Genomic DNA, 19,397 nt, shown 5'->3' on the forward strand with positions numbered 1-19,397 from the left:
ACACGGCACCTCTTTCCACTTACCGAAGATGCGAGCAGGCAGCAACGCCGTCATCCCCGCCATCGCTGCCTGCTCGTCGAGTCACGCTGAGATGCTTTGGTCCGACCTCTGCTGGTGGAATCCCTCGTAGCCGTTGTCCCTGACCTCGGACAACTTCTGCCGGTAGGCGCCGAGCCCGGCCATGTAGAACATGACGGTGTTCTCCTTGCCCGGGATGTTGGCGCCGAAGATCCACGACTCAGCCTTCGGGAAGAGCGTCATGTTGGCGATCTCCTGGCAGGTCGCCGTCCAGCCCTTCTCAGCTTCCAGGGTCGGCTCAACGGTGGAGACCCGAGCGCGTTCGGCGTGGCCGATGAACTCCCCGATCCACTCGACCTGTGCCTCGATGCTCGGGGGCAAGTTGGTGAACGGGCCGTTGGGTCCGAGGATCATGAATTTGTTGGGGAAACCCGCCTTCGAGACGCCCAGGTAACTGGTGGGACCGCCCGCCCAGTGCTCGTTGATGTGCTGTCCGCCGCGTCCGCGCAGGTCCATGGCGCGGTAGTTGCCGTCGACGGCGTCGAAGCCGGTCGCGAAGACGAGCACGTCGAGTTCGTGCTCCACGCCGTCAGCCGTGCGCACGCCGGCCGGCGTGATCTCTTCGATCGGGTTTTCCTTGATCGAGACCAGGTTGACGTTGTCGCGGTTGTAGGTCTCGTAGTAGCGCTCGTTGCACAGCGGCCGCTTGGCGTAGAGATCGGTCGGCGTCAGCTTCCGGGCGGTTTCCGGGTCCTTGACGATCTCGGCGATCTTGGAACGGATGAACGCCGCAGCGGCCTCGTTGGCTTCCGGGTTAGTGGCGATGTCGCAGAACGTGCCGAACATGAACCGGAAACCATTGCCCTTGTCCCAGTTCTCCTGGAACACGCGGCGTCGTTCTTCCTCGGACACGCTCGCAGCCTCGACACCGCTCTCCTCGAAGCCGAAGGCGACGACCGAGTTGCGGACCTGCTGCCAGATCTCGTCGAAGTTCTTCTTGGTCTCGTCGACCTCGTCCTGGCGGACGGGGCCGTTTCCGGATGGGACGACGTACTGGGGCGAGCGCTGGAACACCGTCAGGTGGTCTGCCAGTTCTGCGGCGGCGACGATGAACTGGGTGCCGGTGGAACCTGTGCCGATCACGCCCACCCGCTTGCCGGTCAGGTCGAGGTCTTGCGGCCAAGCGTTGGTGTGCACGAGCGAACCCGCGAAGCTGTCCCGCCCGGGGATGTCGGGAAGGTTGGACTTCGCGAGCAGGCCGAGTGCCGTCACCAGGTACTTGCTCGTGAACTCCTCGCCGGTGCTCGTGCGGACCTGCCATACATCGCGCTGCTCGTCGAACACCGCGCCCGTCACCTCGGTGTCGAGCTGGATGTCACGGCGGAGGTCGAAGCGATCCACGACGTGGTTGAGGTAGTTCTCGACATCGGGCTGCTCCAGGTAGCGGGTGGTCCAATCCCAATCCTGAAGCAAGTCTTCGTCGAAGGAGTAGCGGTAGACGAAGCCCTCGGTGTCGGACTTGGCACCGGGATAGCGGTTGAAGTACCAGGTTCCGCCAACGCCGCCACCCTTCTCGAACGCCCGAACCGTCAAACCGAGCTCGTTGCGCAGCTTGTGCAGCATGTAGATGCCGCCGAAGCCAGCGCCGATCACGATCGCGTCGAAGTCCGTGGTCGTCGTGGTTTCGTTCATGAAGGTGCTCCTGTGAGTGCTGATGTGTCAGTGAGTGCGATCGAAGCGGGCTAGGCGCGGTACCAGGCGGCGAGCTCGGCGAGCGCGGCGTCGGCCTCCGGCGCACGACCGGCGAGGAACGGGTAGACGTGCTGCATGCCCGCAGCGACCGTCAAGGTGACGTCGACTCCGGCGGCCTCGACCCGCGCTGCCAGGCGTGTCGCGTTGTCGAGCAGGGACTCCGCTCCTCCGGCGTTGATGTACAGCCGGGGGAAGCCGGCGAAGTCGGCGTAGAGCGGATTGGCCAGCGGCGTCTTCGGGTCGATCTCTCCGCCGGCGAGGACACCGGCGACCATGCCTTCGAGCAGCGGAACCGTGATCAACGCGTCCGTGGCGTCGTTGGTCACCAGAGTTTCGCCCGAGTTCTCCATGTCCAACCACGGAGAGAACGCGATGACACGCCCGGGCAGCGGCAAGCCCTGCGCCCGCAAGGCGAGCGGAATCGCCACGGCCAGATTGCCTCCGGCGGAGTCGCCGATCGTCGTGATGTCCTGCGGGGCGATACCGCGTGCGGTCAGTGCGGTGAAGACGGCGACACCGTCCTCGACCTGCGCGGGGTGCGGGTGTTCGGGCGCCCTGCGGTAGTCGAGCACGAACGCCGTGACACCGAGCGCCTTGGCGACATGGGCTGCGAGCTTGCGGTGGCTGGACGCCGAACCGACGGCGAAGCCTCCGCCGTGCGTGTAGAGCAGGACTTTCGTCTTGTCCGCCCCGATCGGCGTCGCCCAGATACCCGGAACGCCACCGACCGACTCCTCGGCGTAGGTCACTTCTTCGGGCTCACGGGTCGGCTGGTGCCACTCGTCGAAAAGGCTACGCAGGAGCCGCATCGAGAGCGCTGGATCACCAGCCATGATCTGGGACCAATCGGAATAGAGGCGTTCGAGGAACCGAGCCTCCTCCGAAACCTCTGACGAACGAGTCGCGTGAATAGATGTCACGTCGATACTCCTTTGTATCCCTCACCGGACGTTCTCGAATGGAAGAATCAATCCGGGTTGGTAACGGACCTTGTGATGGCGTTCACTGTCATGCGCAGGCGCCTTTTGTTGTTGTTCCGATGTGGAACACCTGGCGTTCAGGCGCGGTTGACCGCATCGCAGGTGTGAACGGTCGTTGTTGCGGAGCGACCGATGCGTGGCCTCCAACGCGCGCAGCGCCCACAAGATCCATGCGTTTCACCTGTATTTTTACCATTTCCGTCTTAACTAGGCATCTATTAAGTATTGGACTGCTATCAATCTCTGGGCCATGGTGTGTTGCATGGACACCGAAGTTCCCGACGACGTCTTCCGCGACGTCCTCGCCCAGATCTCCGACTTCGTGCGCACCCGCGTGCTGCCCCGCGAGATCGAGATCATGAACACCGACGCGATCCCCGCCGACCTGCGCACCCAGGCCGCCGAGATGGGCCTGTTCGGCTACGCCATCCCCCAGGAATGGGGCGGTCTGGGCTTGAACCTGGTGCAGGACGTCGAGATCGCGATGCAGCTCGGCTACACCTCGCTGTCACTGCGCTCGATGTTCGGCACCAACAACGGCATCGCCGGCCAAGTCCTGGTCGGCTTCGGCACCGACGAGCAGAAGCAGCAGTGGCTGCCGCGCATCGCCTCCGGCGAGGTCGTCGCCTCCTTCGCACTCACCGAGCCCGGTGCGGGTTCCAACCCCGCCGGCCTGCGCACGACCGCGACGGCCGACGGCGACGGCTGGATCATCAACGGCAGCAAGCAGTTCATCACCAACGCGACCGAAGCCGGGCTGTTCGTGGTCTTCGCGCGGATGCAGCCCGCACCGAAGTCGGGCAACGGCATCGCGGTGTTCCTGGTGCCCGGCGACGCGCCGGGCGTCCAGGTCGGCGCTCACGACGCGAAGATGGGCCAGGAGGGTTCCCGCACCGCCGAGGTCACCTTCTCGCAGGTGCGCCTCGGACCGGAGGCGCTCGTGGGGTCGAACGGCGAGGTCGGCTACAAGGCCGCGATGACCTCGCTGGCCCGCGGCCGCATCCACATCGCCGGACTGGCCGTCGGCTGCGCGCAGCGGGCGCTGGACGAGTCGGTGTCCTACGCCGCCTCGGCCACGCAGGGCGGCACGCCCATCGGCGACTTCCAGCTGGTGCAAGCCATGATCGCCGACCAGCAGACCGGCGTGCTCGCCGGTCAGGCCCTGGCCCGCGAGGCGGCGCGCAAGTACGTCAGCGGCGAGGACCGCCGTATCGCCCCCTCCGCGGCGAAGCTGTACTGCACCGAGATGGCGGGCAAGGCCGCCGATCTGGCGGTGCAGGTGCACGGCGGCAACGGCTACATGCGCGAGGTGCCGGTCGAACGCCTCTACCGCGACGTCCGCCTGCTGCGGCTCTACGAGGGCACCAGCGAGATCCAGCGCCTCATCATCGGCGGCGGACTGGTCCGCTCCGAGAAGAAGCGGGCGTCATGACGCTGCCGCTGGAGGGTTTCACGGTCGTCTCGGTCGAGCAGGCCGTGGCCGCGCCGCTGGCCACCCGCAGTCTCGCCGACCTCGGCGCGCGGGTGATCAAGGTGGAGCGGCCCGATGGCGGGGACTTCGCTCGCGGCTACGACCACGCCGTGCATGGCACCGGAGCGCACTTCGTGTGGCTCAACCGCGGCAAGGAGTCCCTCGCGGTCGACCTCAAAACGGAGCAGGGGCGCGCCGTGGTGCGCGATCTCGTGGCCCGGGCCGACGTGTTCGTGCAGAACCTCGCGCCGGGTGCGGCCGAGCGCCTCGGCCTCGGCGCAGACGAGCTGCGCGCCGCGCACCCCGAGCTGGTCGTGGTCAACCTGTCCGGTTTCGGTTCTGGCGGCCCGATGGAGCAGCGCAAGGCCTACGACATGCTCATCCAGGCCGAAGCCGGCCTGATCGCGATCACCGGAACCCCCGACACCCCGGTCAAGACGGGCATCCCCACCTCCGACATCGCCTCCGGCATGTACTGCTCGCAGGCGGTGCTGGCGGCGCTGCTGCGCCGGTCGCGCACCGGAGGCGGGGCGAGCATCGATGTGTCGATGCTCGAAGCGACCGTCGAGTGGATGGGTTATGCGCTCTACACGCAAATGCACACCGGCATCCAGCCGTCGCGGATGGGCTTGAGCCACAGCTCCATCGCACCGTACGACTCCTTCCCCACCCTCGACGGGCAGATGCTCATCGGCGTCCAGAACGACCACGGCTGGCGGACCCTAGTCACCGACGTGCTCGGCGTGCCCGAACTCGCCGGCGACCCGCGATTTGCCACCAACGTCGAGCGGGTGCGCCACCGCGCCGAGTGCGACGCGGCGGTGGGCGAGCAGACCGCGCGCTGGAACACCGACGAGCTCGACGAGCGTCTCGCCTCCGCGGGCGTGCCCGCCGCCCAGCTCAAGGAACTCGACCAAGTGGTCAAGCACCCGCAGCTGACCGCTCGTGACCGCTGGCGCACGATCGGCACCGAGCACGCCGAGGTGGACGCGCTGCTACCGCCTGCGACCTTCGCCGACGTCGAAGCCCGCATGGGCAGCGTCCCCGCGCTCGGCCAGCACACCCGAGCCCTGCTCGTCGAGTCCGGAATGGACACCCTCAACGTCGACGCCGCCATCAACACCGGAATCGCCCGCCAAGCAGCGGAATGACCCATACGCCCTGAGAAAGGACCACCACATGCTGTCCGGACGCACCGCCGTGATCACCGGAGCCGCCCAAGGCATCGGACTGGCGATCGCCCGCACCTTCGCCGCGCACGGAGCGCGGATCGTCATCGGCGACCTCACCGAGGACGCCGCGCGCGAAGCCGCCGAATCCCTGCCCACCGAGGCGATCGGCGTCCGCTGCGACGTCACCTCCGGCGAAGACGTGACCCGGCTGCTCGACGCGGCCACCGACCGGTTCGGCTCGCTCGACGTGATGGTCAACAACGCCGGAATCACCCGCGACGCCACCATGCGCAAAATGACCGAGGACCAGTTCGACGAGGTCATCCGAGTGCACCTGCGCGGCTGCTGGAACGGCACCCGCCAAGCCGCAGGCATCATGCGTGAAGCGGGCCGCGGCTCGATCATCAACCTCTCCTCGATCTCCGGCAAGGTCGGCTTCATCGGCCAGACCAACTACTCCGCCGCCAAAGCCGGCATCGTCGGCCTCACCAAGGCCGCGGCCAAGGAAGTCGCCTTCAAGAACGTCCGGATCAACGCCATCCAGCCCGGCTTCATCGAAACCCCGATGACCGAAGTGATGCCCGAGCACGTCAAGGCCCAGAAGCTCGCCGAAATCCCCATGGGCCGCACCGGAACCGCCGACGAGGTCGCCAACGTCGCGACCTTCCTCGCCGGCGACATGTCCAGCTACATGACCGGAACCGTCCTGGAAGTCACCGGCGGGAGGTACATGTGACCGCCAGCGAACCCCGAGTCTTCGCGAACGTCGACGAACTCGAAGCCGCCATCGGCACCACCCTCGGCACCAGCGACTGGCTCGAGATCGACCAACAGCGCATCGACCTGTTCGCCGAGGCCACCGGCGACCACCAGTGGATCCACGTCGACCCCGAACGCGCCCGCGGCGGCCCGCACGGAACCACCATCGCGCACGGATTCCTCACGCTCTCGCTCGTCGTTCCACTCACCTCCGGAATGATCAAGCTGGTCACGGCGACGATGAAGCTCAACTACGGCCTCGACAAGGTCCGCTTCGTCAACTCCGTCCCCTCCGGATCACGCGTGCGCGCCACCGCCGAGCTCCTCGCCGTCGAGCGAACCAAGGCGGGAGTGCGGATCAAGCAGACCGTCGTGGTCGAGCTCGAAGACCACGAACGCCCCGCCTGCGTCGCCGAAACCCTCGGCGTGTTCGTGCTCGGCGAAGCATGACCGTCGCAGCGATCTCCCCGCAACTACGAAGGTTTGGCCGATCATGAACATCGTTGTCCTGGTTAAGCAGGTGCCCGACACGTATTCCGAACGGAAGTTGTCTGCTGCGGATCACACGTTGGACCGCGAGTCGGCGGATGCGGTGTTGGATGAGATCAACGAGCGCGCCGTGGAGGAGGCGCTGTTGATCAAGGAGGCTCAGGGCGGCGAAGTGACCGTCGTGTGCATGGGCCCGGATCGCGCCACGGATGCCATCCGCAAGGCGCTGTCGATGGGTGCGGACAAGGCGGTGCACCTGTCCGATGAGGCGTTGCACGGCTCGGACGCGCCGGCCACCGCCAAGGCGTTGGCGAAGGTCATCGGCACCGTTGAGGGTGTCGAGTTGGTGATCGCGGGTAACGAGGCGACCGATGGTCGTTCGGGTGCGGTGCCGGCGATGGTGGCCGAGGTGCTGGGCTGGCCGCAGCTGACCTTCGCGCGCAAGGTCGCCACCGACGGGTCGTCGGTGAAGGTGGAGCGTGAAACCGATGCGGGCATCCTGACCGTCGAGTCGGGTCTGCCGGCTGTGGTGAGCGTGACGGAGAAGATCAACGAGCCGCGGTACCCGTCGTTCAAGGGCATCATGGCCGCGAAGAAGAAGCCGGTGAGCGCGCTGTCGCTGGCTGATGCGGGGATCGACGCCTCCGAGGTGGGCCTGGCAGGCGCCGGTTCCCAGGTGGTCGAGTCCGCTCCGAAGCCGCCGAAGTCCGGTGGTGTGAAGGTCACCGACGAGGGCGAAGGCGGCGTTGGAGTCGCTGAGTTCCTGGCCGGCGAGAAGCTGCTCTAACACCCGACGAGGGACGTAAGGAGAAAACCCATGTCTGAAGTTCTCGTCCTCGTCGAGCACAGCGCTGGAGAGGTCAAGAAGGTCACGCTGGAACTGCTCACCGCCGCCCGCCGCCTCGGATCTCCGTCGGCTGTGGTGGTGGGCGAGCCCGGCACCGCGGGCAAGCTCACCGAAGTACTGGCCGCCCATGGCGCCGAGAAGATCTACGCCGCTGAAGGCGACGGCGTGGACGACATCCTGGTCACCCCGCACGTAACGGTTCTGGCGTCCCTGGTGCCGCAGGCGGCCCCGGCGGCGGTGCTGGTTCCGGCGTCGGTCGACGGCAAGGAGATCGCCGGTCGTCTGGCGATCCGCCTGGACACCGGTCTGCTGTCGGAGGTCGTGGACATCGACGGTGAGGGCGTGGCTTCGCACTCGCTGTTCGGTGGCACCTACGACGCCAAGGCGAAGGTCACCAAGGGCACCCCGGTGATCACCGTTCTGCCCGGCTCCATCGAGGCCGAGCAGGCCTCCGGTGCCGCCGCGGTCGAGCAGGTCGAGGTTCCGGCCCCCTCCGGCGCCAAGATCACCGGCCGTCAGCCGGCCGAGGCCGGCGACCGCCCCGAGCTCACCGAGGCCAGCATCGTGGTCTCCGGTGGTCGCGGCGTCGGTTCGGCCGAGTCGTTCGAGGTCGTGGAGAAGCTCGCCGACACCCTCGGTGCCGCTGTGGGTGCTTCGCGTGCCGCGGTGGACTCGGGTTACTACCCGCACCAGTTCCAGGTCGGCCAGACCGGTAAGACCGTGTCGCCGCAGCTCTACATCGCCCTGGGCATTTCCGGCGCGATCCAGCACCGGGCGGGCATGCAGACGTCCAAGACGATCGTCGCGGTGAACAAGGACCCGGAGGCGCCGATCTTCGAGATCGCCGACTACGGCGTCGTGGGCGACCTGTTCAAGGTCGCCCCGCAGCTCACCGAAGAGGTCACCAAGCGCAAGGGCTGACCCCTGACGCGACGAAGGCGGGCCGTGCTCACCGAGCGCGGCCCGCCTTCGTCGCTGTCGCAACCCTCTGCCCTATTGATTTCATTCACGACTGAAGCCCGTCAACGACATCAACGGCCGTAGGGAACCGACACCTCGGGGACACCTACCGACAGGCCACTCCAACACCCGTCGAATCCGTGCAAGGAGCCGACTTCGGGACACATCGGGACACCCCGCCCGACGAGTCCCCGCACACCGCCACTACACGCTTTCGCAGTTCACAACGCATCCAGCCCTGTCCCAGCACGGTGTCCCTGATGGACTAGCGCCGGGACGGATGGGACAGCAAAAAGCCCCCTACTTCAACCGATTTAAGGAAGCCGAAGCCGTGTGGTTAGTGCGCAACTCCCTCGGACACTCTTTTACCCCACGGATCTTTTAGATCCGTGATCAGGGATCATCATCACTGAAGGCTGTTCTGCTCTCCCAGGACTTGGGGATGGGGTTCATCTCGAGTCCTAGGGGCATCTGGCCAGGTGTGGCCATCGGCCCTCCGGTTGCGTGGCGTGGTGTCGGCTTGAGCTCCCAGCTTCCGTGACCGCACACCACTTCCAGCCCGCTGCTGGACAGATACTCACCGAGCTCAGGCCCCGCAGCACCCTCGGGTAGTTCCCACCCTTGCTGGCGGAGCAACCCGGGTAGGACATCGCGAATATGGTCCTCACGGACGTAGACGTTGCGGGGTGCCTCCTCCGGCCTCGGTGTGGCGGTGGTGTAACCATGGCGGCAGCGATAGCCCGCACGTCCGTGGACCCAGTGCGCATCCATCCGACGACCGCACTCACCGCAGACCACCAACCCCGCCAACACGTACTCGCGTGTGTCACCGGTCTGGGTAGGTCGCGCTGCCCGTACCCGCTGAACGGCGATAAACGTCGCCTCATCAACCAGCGGCGTATGAGCCAACCGCTCGGATACTTCCCAGTCGTTCACCGAGTTCGACCACACCGGCCCCGAGCCGCGGCCGCTTGCCCGTCCCCCGGCGCCGTGGCCCCTTGTGGTCTGCCGGTTCCAGACCTGCCGACCCGTATACCGCGGATTCTCCAGAATCCCCCCAACAGTGCGGGCGATCCACCGCTCCCCCACCCGGTGCCGATTCCGGGCCTGATCCGCATCGGACGGACACGGCACACCACGCTCGTTGAGCTCCCGCGCCAACGACGCCACCGACCGACCACGCGCCCTCTCGGTAAACATCCACCGCACCCACGGCGCGGTCTCCGGATCCGGCTCCAACACATGCACCCGCCTCCCCCACTGCGCATGCACCGCGTTCGGATGCGGCCCACCATCAGCCAACCGATACCCATACGGCGGGCGACCACCAAGAAAACGCCCCTGCGACCGCGCCTGGGCAGCCATCGCGGCCTTCACCCGATGCCGAGCCCGCACCACCTCACGCTGCGCCTGCGCACCCAACAACACCATCAACGCCTCAAGAACCGGACTGTCCAGCTCCACCGGCCCACCCGCCTCGGGCAACCACACCTGGACCCCTAACGCGTTCAGGTGGGCCACGACCTCCCGAAACTGCTCACCGTAGAAGGCACGCTCGTACTCCCCCACCACGATCGCATCGAACTCGCGGTCCCGATCCTCCGCTGCCGCTAGCAGTGCCGAGGCCGCCGGCCGATCCCACCATGACCACCTCCGTGACCGGCCCTCGTCAAAGTAGTCGGCCACGATCGCACCGACACCCTCGACTAACTCCTCAGCCACCGCCCGCTGCCACGCACGCGACGTCATCGAGTCTTGAAACTCACTGGTCGACATCCGCCCATAAAACGCAAACCGCACACCACCCACAGGCTCCGCCACCGAGCGCAGCCCACGACGACGGCCTGCCACAGCATCCACAAAACCCGAACCACTCAACCCACCCATCTCGGCTCCCTTCCTCCCTCGAAGCCGAGACACACAAAGCACCCACCCATGACAACGAACCACCCCATCTCCACCCGAACAGACCAGCCCGGACATCGATGGCAGGAGCGTCAAGGTCGAACCTGAGGCCTTGAGCGTGCCGCTGGGGCGACGGTCGTTCGACCGTCGCCCTGTTCAGCGATTCCTCCACGCTCACCGCGGACGAACGCACCGCAGAAGAGACGCCAAAGGTCAAGCGGTTCTTTCCCCGACAACACAACCGGCACGCGCCTGCCTACCGCTACCCCTGCGCGTGAGCTCCAGCGCAAGGCGAAGCGCCAGGCCGGCACCGAGCATGCCTATCAGACGACCGAGCTCGATCGCACCGCCGTTGGCGTTCCACCTTGTCCTCGTCAACGCCCAGAACCCGGGTGGAGGCTGCCACCGACAAACGCGTCCGCAACGCCACACCAGTCAGCGTCGGCTGTGACGACCGGCTGGCGCCCGCCCGGGCCGACTTCGGGTTCCTCTCCCCGACTGTCGGGAGCCAGCGCACCTGCACACCCCGCCAGCAACACGGCCACGATCGGAACAGCTGCTCGTCGCGCGGCCGCGGTCGGCTCTCACATCGAGGTCAGATTCGGCGATACCTCTCACCTCACTCGTCCAGCCCCGGCCTCACGACACATTCCCGCCACCGATCCCGCGGAGATCAACGCCGCGCATTGAACGGGGTGATCCCGAAGGGATCAGCCTCCTCGGCGCTCTACGGGTACACGATTCGGCTCGTTCCCTGCCGCCGCATCGCCTTCGTTCAGCTGCTCCATCACCCAGCTGATGGAGCAGTTGATCTCCAACCTGTCCAGACCCACATTGGCAGCGGAGTGAAGTCTCCGCCTTGACGAGACTTGACTCCGCTGCGAATCCGGGAGATTGCGCCACACCTAGTTCTGGAGCCAGCACACCGTTCAAGCGGACGAGCCACATGGGTGCAGCGCACGGTGGTTCGCCGTCAGACCTTGGTCGTACGGCCTGCAGGCTCGGCGGCAAGGAGGAGCCGATCAGGATCGATTTGCCGGCGGATGAGCCGCAGCGCCTCCGCACTCGGGGGCTCGGTGATTCCCACGTCGTCAGCGAGGTCCGGTGTGAAGCCCATATTCGCCAGGACATCCTCCACGGCGAATCCTGGATGGACAGTCCTCAATCGCATCCGCCGCGTCGTCGGCACGAAGTCGAAGGTGGCCATGTCCGTGATTACCAGCTCAGGGCCGCCAGGGTTCAGACCGGCTTCCGTGCGCGTTGATTCGCCGTCCAGGTGGCCGACGCCCGTGATGAAGTCGACCTTCTCAACGAAGGTTCGCTGCTTCTGATCGACCAGGATGATCGTCCGCTTGGCGAAAGCCTGGTGTTCCGGCAGCGCAAGAGCGCCCACGAGGCGTCGTTTCCCGCTCTGAGTACCGACCTCCGTGATGTTGAGGTTTCCGTACCGATCGACCTGCGCGCCGGAGACAAATGCCAAATCGACTCCTCCGCGCAACAACGCCTCAATATTGTCAATGGCATCGATGAAGCCCAGGGCAGGTACATCGTAGGCCGTTGAGTCATTCCACCTCGGCGGAAGTACGTCGAGCTGCGGGTTGATCACCGGCCCGATCTGAATGTTGAAATGCGGCGCGCTGGTCAGCTGAGCAAGCCGGCTGGCGACGAGTGGGATTCCAGCCGCAAGGCTGAACGCACGGCCGCTGCTGCCGACGCCCACGAAGCCCATCTCGTCGTCGCGCATCTGCCGAGCCAGTATTGCGACGGCGAGTTCGTTCGGCGTGTACTCAAGAACGTCCTGGTCCACCATTATCATGCCTCGTTCGGGTAGAGAAGCGCCGCGAATCGGGCCGGCTCCGTGGCGCGCTCGAGGTACTGGGCGTGTGAATGTGCTGTGTGGACGTAGCGTTCCAGCCACACAGCGAATGTCTCTGGTGTCGTAGCGGCTTCGAGGTACTCCCGGAGCGCCGCGGTGTCTGGCTCGTAGAAGGCATCGCAGTTTCCTGGGTGGGCCCCCGCTGGAACTTCCACGACAGCGTCCACCCAGTGGTGCGGGATGTACGTCGCATGGGGCCGTTTTACGATTTCCGCATGTGAGACGAGTTCTTCCACCGTCACGATCACGGTGTCTGCGGCACCTGCGATGAGCACATCGATCGAGTCGCGGTTGTGGCGAACTGGAACCTGGACGTTGCCGGAGGAGTCCGAGTAGTAGCCGTGCAGGATCGCAACATCAGCTTTGGCGGGGCGGACGACCGGTACAGGCTTGCCTGTGAACGGGTCGTTGACTATCGCGACATCAGGAGAGTGTTGGATGTCTGTACCCGTCAGAACGGGCGCGGGCGCGAACGGATGCCCCTGCGATGCAGCACGGAAACGTGCGATCATCGAGCTTTCGGTGAAATCGCCAATCTCGATGGTTTCGGATTCCCAAGCTCGACGGATATTCGGTGCGCCGCCAAGAGGGCCGAGGCCCTGGTACGCGGACTCAATACGGCGGACGCAACCGGCCCCGACCAATAGGTCGAAATCGATGCCACCGAGCCAGGCCTGCAGGGTGAGGTCGCGGCGTCCTTGCCGGACGATTTCCCGGATGAGCGCCATGGGGTGCCGGCGCAGGATTGAGCCGCCAATGCCGACAGTGGCTCCGTCCTGGATGAGCGCTGCGGCCTCGCTCAGTGATGTGGTCTTGTCCCTCACGCCGAGGACCTCCTGTCGTGAACGTCCGAAGCGGACGGAATGAGGACGCGACACGGATCCACCTTCTCGCGCAAGACGTGGATTTCCTCGTCGGTCGGCAACTTGGTTTCGGGTGCTTCGTCGAGGCCTTGCAGCGAGAAGCCAGTGGCCGCCGCGATGTCCTCGCGGGTGACTCCGGGATTGATCGATCGAACCCGCATGCCCCGGTCCGGGGTGTCGAAATCGAAGATCCCGAGCGGCGTGATCACCAACTCCGGTCCGGTGTCGGGCAGCCCGAACTCGTCCCGTCCGGCTGCACCGCCGATATGTCCCACGCCCGAGACGTAATCGACTTGCTCGACGAACGTCCTGGTGTCGTGTCTGGGCAGCATGATCACCTCACGGCCGAAGAGGGTGAAGTGCTCCGGCTGCAGGATGGGGCCGACAAGGCGGACCTTCGGGTTCTGTTTGGGGCCGATGCAGACGCTGTTGAGTGATCCAGTGCGATCGACTTGCACTCCGGAGCTGAACCCGAAGTCGATGTCTCCACGCTTGTAGGAGATGAACGCCGGGTAGTCGGTGAGCTGCGCTTCCGAGGGTAGCTCCAACAGTTCGTTAGCGAACTCCATGTCCGGCAGCCGCCGGAGCTGTGTGAGGTCGGGGTTCACAGACCACCCCGCCAGCAGCAACGTCAAGTTGGGAGCATGGGTGGCCCGTGCGAACCCCATTGCCGCGGCGGGGATGCAGGTACCGTAGAGCACCGCCTCGTTACCGGTGGTCAGACCGGTGAAACCAACGTCGCCGTCGCGAAAGGTCTTGGCGAGAGCGATGGTCAGCGTTTCGTAGACGGAGAACCTGTTGTCGGTCATGAGCGGCTCCGACGTTGGAGGGCGAGCAGTCTGCCCAGGCCGACCTGGGCGAGGTAGTTGTCGTGGTCTTTCACACTGTGCACGGTGCGCTTGAGGTGGGACTCGAACGCCTCGTCGGTACGTCCGGATTCCACGAGCTCCTCGAACGCGGTCTCGTCGATGTCGTAGTAGCCGAGCATTGAGGTCGGGTGGGCTCCCCAGGGCGCCCACACGACGCCCTCGGTTCGGTAGGAGGGGATCTGGACGAGGTCTGGTCGACGTTGCAGGTAGGTCGTTTCGACGAGGCGTTCTGTGGTGAGGATCAGCCGTTCACACGCTCGGCTGGCAATGATGTCGACTCCCTGGGGCAGGAGCCGGTTGGATGGCACGAGCGCGTTGCCCCATTGGTCGGCCGCCGCCACGTGCAGCACCACAACGTCCGGATCCGCTGGCGGCACCGCGTGGAGTCGGCGTCCGGTGAGGGGACAAGTGAACGGAACGATCTCGTCGTTGCCCTCGAGCAGCGACGATCCACCAAGGTAGGAAACCGGCAGGAACGTGGCGTTGTCCTGGCTTGCCCGCAGACGGTCGAAGGTCATGTTCTCGCTGTAGTCGACGATCTTCACCCGGCCGCTTTCGACGAGGTGCCGGACGCGTCGTGCGAGCCCGAACTTCTCCAACCCTACGTAGGAGGTCTCGATGGCCTCCAGGCATCCAGCGCCTGCGAGAACTTCGGCCTCAGGCCCGTTCGTCGTCCCGATCAGCGTGAGCCCACGTCGGTTCTGGCGGACGAGTTCGCGGACGAACGCCATCGGCCGGTTGTAGATGCCGAAGCCGCCCAGTGCGACCCGCATCCCGTCTTCGATGCGCGTGACAGCCTCTTCCATGGAGAGCTGCTTGTTCTGACGTTGCGGGTTCGTTGTGGTCATCGGGTGCTTTCCTCTGTCGACTTCGCGGTAGTAGAAGCCGGTTGGGGCAGCCACTGTTTCAGGACCTCGTCGGTGTGCTGGCCGAGTGTCGGCGGTGCCAGACGGACAGCCCCGGGGGTTCGGGAGAAGTGTGGGACCACCCCGGGAACCTGAATGTGTCCGAGTGTTGAGTGCTGCACATCGGCCAAGTGGCCCCGGTGCCGGAGCTGTTCATTGCGCGTCGCCTCCCCCACGTCAGCCACGCGTCCGGCGGGGACACCGACCTCGGCCAGGGCCTTGAGGAGTTCATCGGTGGTCAGGCTCGTTGTCCACTCGGTCACCGACTTGCTGATGGCGGCCCGGTTCTGCATCCGGTCATCGCCGGTGGCGAACCGCGGATCCGCGGCGAGGTCGGGCCGCGCCATGGCCTCGATCAGCCGGGCGAAGTGCGTGTCGTTGCCAGCGACGAATTGCACCCATCCGTCGGAGGTCTGGAAGGTTCCGCCAGGAGAGCCGTAGCGGTCTTCGCCACCGATGCGGCCCATCGTGGTTCCTTCAAGCAGGTATTCCATCGGGCCGGTCATCAACATGGCGTAGGCGGTGTCGAGCAACGCCAAATCGATGACCTGGCCGAGCCCCGATGTGCGCCGCTCGTAGAGCGCGGCGAGCGTCGCCGCGCAGGCCTGCATTCCTGTGGAGTAGTCAACGGGGTAGGTCCCGGACGGGGTCGGTGGCCCGTCCGGAAATCCGGTGATGCTCATCAGCCCGGACTCGGCTTGCGCAATCGCGTCGAAGCAGGGGTGCTGCGAATGCGGACCGTCCTGACCGAACCCTGAGATGCGCGTAATGACCAGTTTCGGGTTCACCTCGTGCAGTACCGAGGGGGCCAGTCCCATCTTCTCCAACGTCCCCGGGCGAAAATTCTCAACGAGGACGTCGGCCTTGGTCGCAAGGTCCAGAAGCGTCTGCTGGTCATCAGGTGATCGGAAATCGAGTTCGACGCTGCGCTTGTTCCGGTTGAAGGTCAGTACGTAGTAGCTCTCGCCATCAACCCGCGGCTGCATCGCGCGCGACTCGTCACCCGAGCCCCGCTTCTCGACCTTGATCACGTCAGCACCCATGTCAGCGAGCATGACAGTGCAGTACGGACCTGCGATGAACCGCGACAGGTCGAGGACCCGGATTCCGGCGAGGGGTCCCGCCGTCGTGTGTTCGCTGCTCATCTTCACCTCTCTCGTGCGTCTTGGGCGGTGTTTGCGGCGAGATTGGGTTTGCCTGCCTGCTCGTCGTCCGCTGCGAGCAGCTCAGCAGCGTCCTGTTCGGCGTCGAACTGCTTCTCGACGTTCTTGGGCACTGAATAAGCGGCGGCGCTGCAAACCAGGCAGAGGATGCTGATGTACCCGGCCACTGCTCCGATGCCGGCGAACTTCAACAAAGCAGTGCTCACCAGCGGTGTGATGCCGCCGCCGATCACTCCGCCCAGCTGCGACCCGATGGAGGCACCGCTGACTCGAACGCGGGCGTCGAACAACTCGCAGAACAGCGCGGCTTGCGGGCCGTACTGCATGTCCCGAGTCGTGTTGATCACCAGCACGTAGGCGAGGATGACCCCCGCGAGGGTCGCGGTCTGCATGAGGCCGAAGAAGGCCCAGATCATCGGGATCGAGCCCACAGCGCCGAGCAGGTACACGCCGCGGCGGCCGATCCGGTCGGACAGGTAGCCGAAGCCGGGCAGCGAGATGACCGTCAGCGCCGACGAGATCATGATGGCGGTCAGCACGGTCGTGCGGCTCATATCGAGCGTTTCGACGGCGTAGGACAGCGCGAACACGCTCACCGCGTAGTAGGTCGCGGTCTCCGACAGGCGCAATCCCATCGCCCGCAGTACCGAGCCCTTGTAGTTCTTGACGATGTCGAGCAGCGGGATTGGCGTCGGCGTGCTCTTGGTTTCCGACCGGGCCAGTTCGAACGACGCGGTCTCGGTGATGCTGAGCCGGATGAACATGCCTACGACTACCAGCCCTGCACTGAGCAGGAACGGGATCCGCCAGCCCCACGACATGAAGCTTTCTTCAGGCATGAGCGACACGAGCGCGAAGACACCGGTCGACAGCAGCAAACCAATCGGCGAACCGACCTGGGGCCAGGATCCGTACAGCCCGCGTTTGCGGCGAGGTGCGTGCTCGACCGCGATGGCGACGGCACCACCCCACTCCCCGCCGACTGCGAATCCCTGGATGATCCGCAGCGTCACGAGCAGGATCGGTGCCCACACCCCCGCCATGGCATAGGTCGGCAACACGCCGATCAGCATCGTCCCCACACCCATGATCACCAGGGTGATCACCAGCATCGACTTGCGGCCGATTCGGTCTCCCATGTGACCGAAGATCACCGCCCCGAACGGTCTCGCGATGAAGCCGACGGCGAACGTCGCGAAGGAGGCGAGGGAGGCCACGAAGGGGTCGGAGTCGGGAAAGAAGAGGTGGTTGAACACCAGCGCAGACGCGGTCCCGAAGAGAAAGAAGTCGTACCACTCGATGGCTGTGCCGACGAAGCTGGCCGCCGCGACCTTCCTGCTGTGCCGTCTGGACCGCTCAGGTTGCGCCGGGAGGGCGCTGCTTTGAGACCTCACCATTGTCTTCTCCAGTCGGTGGGCGGCACCGTCGCCGCCTTGTCCTTGTACGGGAAACGGGTCCGGTCAGGAGGAGCGTGGGGCTGCGCTTCAACGGACTCGAGATCCAACCCGGATTGCAAAAAGTTATCGCCAGGCGGACACTCAGTCCACGACGACTGACACTGTTTACCATGACCCGGACATCTAGTCCACACAATGGCTACACTCTGATTCGGCGCCGCCCCCGCCCACCCCGCCTGGATTGAGGCCTCGGCCTCAGGCCGCGATGGGCTTCAGAGGCGCCACGCTGGCAGTGTCCGTGTGGTAGAACATAAGTCCGCTGAATGGGAGGTGGGCGATGGTTGAACCACCGACGCCAGCCGGATCCGGTGCCGGTATGGGCTTGATTGTGAAAGCGACTTCGGTCCTGCGTGCGCTTGCGACCGCCGGCGAGATGTCAGTGAACCAGCTGGCCGAGGCCACCGGCGAACCCGCGAGTTCCCTCTACCGCCTACTCAGTTCGCTGGAGGCCCTTGGCTGGGTGGAACCCGGCTCGAAGCGCGGACGCACCCGACTGGGCCCGGCCATGGTCCGGCTCGGATATTCCATCGAGGCCGACCTCAACGTGCGCGATGCCGCCCGCGGGGAACTCCGGAGGATTCAGCAGGCGACCGGACAAACCGCACTCCTGTGCGTCCGGGACGCCGGTCGGGCGGTATGCATGGAACGCGTGGAGGGGTCGCACATCCGGATCGGCCGCCTCAAGCTTGGCGACTCCGTGGCACCGACCGAAAGCATCGTCGGCCGAGCGATCTTCGCCTTCGAGCCGCGGCTGGTCGCCGATCAGCCGGCCGAGCTCCGGGCGATGCTGGAGCGCGTTGCCGAGGCCGGTTTCGCAGTCGAACGAGACGATCTCGAGCCAGGCGTCGGAGGAGTCGCCGTGCCGGTTTTTGATTATCGCCGCTGCGTCGTGGGCTCGATCTCGGTCCTTGGCCTCGCCGAGGAACTTTTCGAAGGCGCGTTCGATGCTGTCGACATCGTGCAGCGAGCCGCCCGAACGGTCAGTACCGGGCTTGGGATGGGCGTGCTCGAAGCCGCGAACGGCAAAGCAGACCGAGGCCACGATCCCGCGGTGAGCCAGGCAGGAGACAACTGATGGCTACTCGGGTTCCTACGGTTCTTTCGAATAGCGCGGGGGTGCTCGACATCCTTTCCGAACGGTCCCCGATGTCGGTGGCCGAGATCGCTCAAACTCTCGAACTCCCCAGGCCAAGTACCTACCGCATCGTGGAGTCCATGCAGGCGGTCGGCCTTCTGACTGCCGACGACGATGGCCGCTACATGCTGTCCAGCCTTTTCATGGTGCTTGGGGACGCAGCGCGTACTGCCGTGCCCGAAGTCGTGGCGGCACGCCCGGCCATGCGAACGCTGGCCGAGACCGGGCTCACCGTCTACGTGTGCACGGCACGCGCTGGCTCTGTGCGATGCCTCGACTGGATCCCTTCGAGACACCTAAGTCTGCTGCAGCTCACTCCCGGCGGAACCTTGCCGTTGCATGCCGGCGCGACCTCACGCGCCATTCTCGCCTTCGACGACGAACTCAGGGCGAGCGTGCTCAAGCAGCAGGAGTGGACCAAATTCACCTCCCGCACACTGCAGACCGCCGAAGCCATAGACCTCGACGCCGCAGCCACCCGCGAGCGCGGTTACTCGATTTCCGACGAAGACGTGACTCCGGGCGTCGCGGCAATCGGGGTACCCGTGTTCGACCGGCGCGGTCACCTCCGCGCGGCGCTGTCGGTAGCAGGCCTGAGGGACGACGTGATGGGCCAAGAGATGCGATCAAGCGAGCTGCTCCTTCGAGCCGCACGATCGATCACCTCACGACTGGACTGATGACGGATGAGCTCACAAAAACCCAGCGAAGAAGGTGTCGGGGCTGCTGAAGGGATGTGTGACACCTTTGATCGCTTGTTGAAGTGCAAGCTGGAA

General features: G+C 65.4%; 17 protein-coding genes. 8 read left to right on the forward strand and 9 right to left on the reverse strand.

Annotation, left to right across the window (positions count from 1 at the left end; translation table 11 throughout):
- Window positions 1–81: 81 nt before the first annotated feature.
- Together ACYVF3_RS13730 and ACYVF3_RS13735 are read right to left on the reverse strand one after the other, a co-directional pair.
- Window positions 82–1,710: a flavin-containing monooxygenase gene (locus ACYVF3_RS13730; RefSeq protein ID WP_461154622.1), complete on the reverse strand. Its 1,629-nt coding sequence runs from the start codon at window positions 1,708–1,710 to the stop codon at window positions 82–84.
- Between the two features lie 50 nt (window positions 1,711–1,760).
- Complete coding sequence (locus tag ACYVF3_RS13735; protein ID WP_461154623.1) at window positions 1,761–2,603, reverse strand: alpha/beta hydrolase; 843 nt, start codon at window positions 2,601–2,603, stop codon at window positions 1,761–1,763.
- 409 nt (window positions 2,604–3,012) lie between these two features.
- Here ACYVF3_RS13735 and ACYVF3_RS13740 point away from each other — a divergent pair, with 409 nt between their 5' ends.
- Genes ACYVF3_RS13740 through ACYVF3_RS13765 form a run of 6 tightly spaced genes read left to right on the forward strand, consistent with a single transcriptional unit; the run spans window position 3,013 to window position 8,409 of the window.
- Entirely contained in the window at window positions 3,013–4,182 is a 1,170-nt protein-coding gene (locus ACYVF3_RS13740) for an acyl-CoA dehydrogenase family protein (protein WP_461154624.1), read from the forward strand.
- Complete coding sequence (locus ACYVF3_RS13745) at window positions 4,179–5,372, forward strand: CaiB/BaiF CoA transferase family protein (protein ID WP_461154625.1); 1,194 nt, start codon at window positions 4,179–4,181, stop codon at window positions 5,370–5,372. The genes ACYVF3_RS13740 and ACYVF3_RS13745 overlap by 4 nt, the downstream gene beginning before the upstream one ends.
- Before the next feature lie 28 nt (window positions 5,373–5,400).
- Window positions 5,401–6,129 carry a 3-oxoacyl-ACP reductase FabG gene (gene fabG, locus ACYVF3_RS13750; RefSeq protein ID WP_461154626.1) on the forward strand — a complete coding sequence of 243 codons (729 nt, stop codon included), beginning with the start codon at window positions 5,401–5,403 and terminating at the stop codon, window positions 6,127–6,129.
- Entirely contained in the window at window positions 6,126–6,602 is a 477-nt protein-coding gene (locus tag ACYVF3_RS13755) for a MaoC family dehydratase (protein ID WP_461154627.1), read from the forward strand. Before fabG ends, ACYVF3_RS13755 begins: the two co-directional genes overlap by 4 nt.
- Window positions 6,603–6,642: 40 nt before the next feature.
- Complete coding sequence (locus ACYVF3_RS13760; RefSeq protein ID WP_461154646.1) at window positions 6,643–7,428, forward strand: electron transfer flavoprotein subunit beta/FixA family protein; 786 nt, start codon at window positions 6,643–6,645, stop codon at window positions 7,426–7,428.
- Between the two features lie 30 nt (window positions 7,429–7,458).
- The gene (locus ACYVF3_RS13765; RefSeq protein WP_461154628.1) at window positions 7,459–8,409 is read left to right on the forward strand and encodes an electron transfer flavoprotein subunit alpha/FixB family protein; all 951 of its coding nucleotides are present in this window, start codon (window positions 7,459–7,461) and stop codon (window positions 8,407–8,409) included.
- Between the two features lie 432 nt (window positions 8,410–8,841).
- On the opposite strand, the gene ACYVF3_RS13770 is transcribed toward ACYVF3_RS13765, so the two are convergent.
- The 7 genes from ACYVF3_RS13770 to ACYVF3_RS13800 all read right to left on the reverse strand — a co-directional run bounded on the left by ACYVF3_RS13770 (window position 8,842) and on the right by ACYVF3_RS13800 (window position 17,426).
- Entirely contained in the window at window positions 8,842–10,224 is a 1,383-nt protein-coding gene (locus tag ACYVF3_RS13770; protein ID WP_461154629.1) for a recombinase family protein, read from the reverse strand.
- Between the two features lie 1,102 nt (window positions 10,225–11,326).
- Complete coding sequence (locus ACYVF3_RS13775; protein ID WP_461154630.1) at window positions 11,327–12,163, reverse strand: CoA-transferase; 837 nt, start codon at window positions 12,161–12,163, stop codon at window positions 11,327–11,329.
- Window positions 12,164–12,165: 2 nt separating this feature from the next.
- Window positions 12,166–13,053, reverse strand: a complete 888-nt coding sequence (locus ACYVF3_RS13780) for a CoA transferase subunit A (RefSeq protein ID WP_461154631.1) — start codon at window positions 13,051–13,053, stop codon at window positions 12,166–12,168.
- The gene (locus tag ACYVF3_RS13785) at window positions 13,050–13,901 is read right to left on the reverse strand and encodes a CoA-transferase (RefSeq protein ID WP_461154632.1); all 852 of its coding nucleotides are present in this window, start codon (window positions 13,899–13,901) and stop codon (window positions 13,050–13,052) included. The genes ACYVF3_RS13780 and ACYVF3_RS13785 overlap by 4 nt, the downstream gene beginning before the upstream one ends.
- Window positions 13,898–14,809: a CoA transferase subunit A gene (locus ACYVF3_RS13790; RefSeq protein ID WP_461154633.1), complete on the reverse strand. Its 912-nt coding sequence runs from the start codon at window positions 14,807–14,809 to the stop codon at window positions 13,898–13,900. Before ACYVF3_RS13790 ends, ACYVF3_RS13785 begins: the two co-directional genes overlap by 4 nt.
- Window positions 14,806–16,011, reverse strand: coding sequence for a CaiB/BaiF CoA transferase family protein (locus tag ACYVF3_RS13795; RefSeq protein ID WP_461154634.1), 1,206 nt, complete (start codon window positions 16,009–16,011; stop codon window positions 14,806–14,808). The genes ACYVF3_RS13790 and ACYVF3_RS13795 overlap by 4 nt, the downstream gene beginning before the upstream one ends.
- Before the next feature lie 2 nt (window positions 16,012–16,013).
- Window positions 16,014–17,426, reverse strand: coding sequence for an MFS transporter (locus tag ACYVF3_RS13800; protein ID WP_461154635.1), 1,413 nt, complete (start codon window positions 17,424–17,426; stop codon window positions 16,014–16,016).
- A 337-nt stretch (window positions 17,427–17,763) separates the two neighbouring features.
- On the opposite strand from ACYVF3_RS13800, the gene ACYVF3_RS13805 reads away from it, so the two are divergent.
- Window positions 17,764–18,561, forward strand: coding sequence for an IclR family transcriptional regulator (locus ACYVF3_RS13805; RefSeq protein WP_461154636.1), 798 nt, complete (start codon window positions 17,764–17,766; stop codon window positions 18,559–18,561).
- Window positions 18,561–19,301 carry an IclR family transcriptional regulator gene (locus ACYVF3_RS13810; RefSeq protein WP_461154637.1) on the forward strand — a complete coding sequence of 247 codons (741 nt, stop codon included), beginning with the start codon at window positions 18,561–18,563 and terminating at the stop codon, window positions 19,299–19,301. The genes ACYVF3_RS13805 and ACYVF3_RS13810 overlap by 1 nt, the downstream gene beginning before the upstream one ends.
- Window positions 19,302–19,397 lie beyond the last annotated feature (96 nt).

The sequence above is a fragment of the Saccharopolyspora tripterygii genome, from assembly GCF_054778355.1.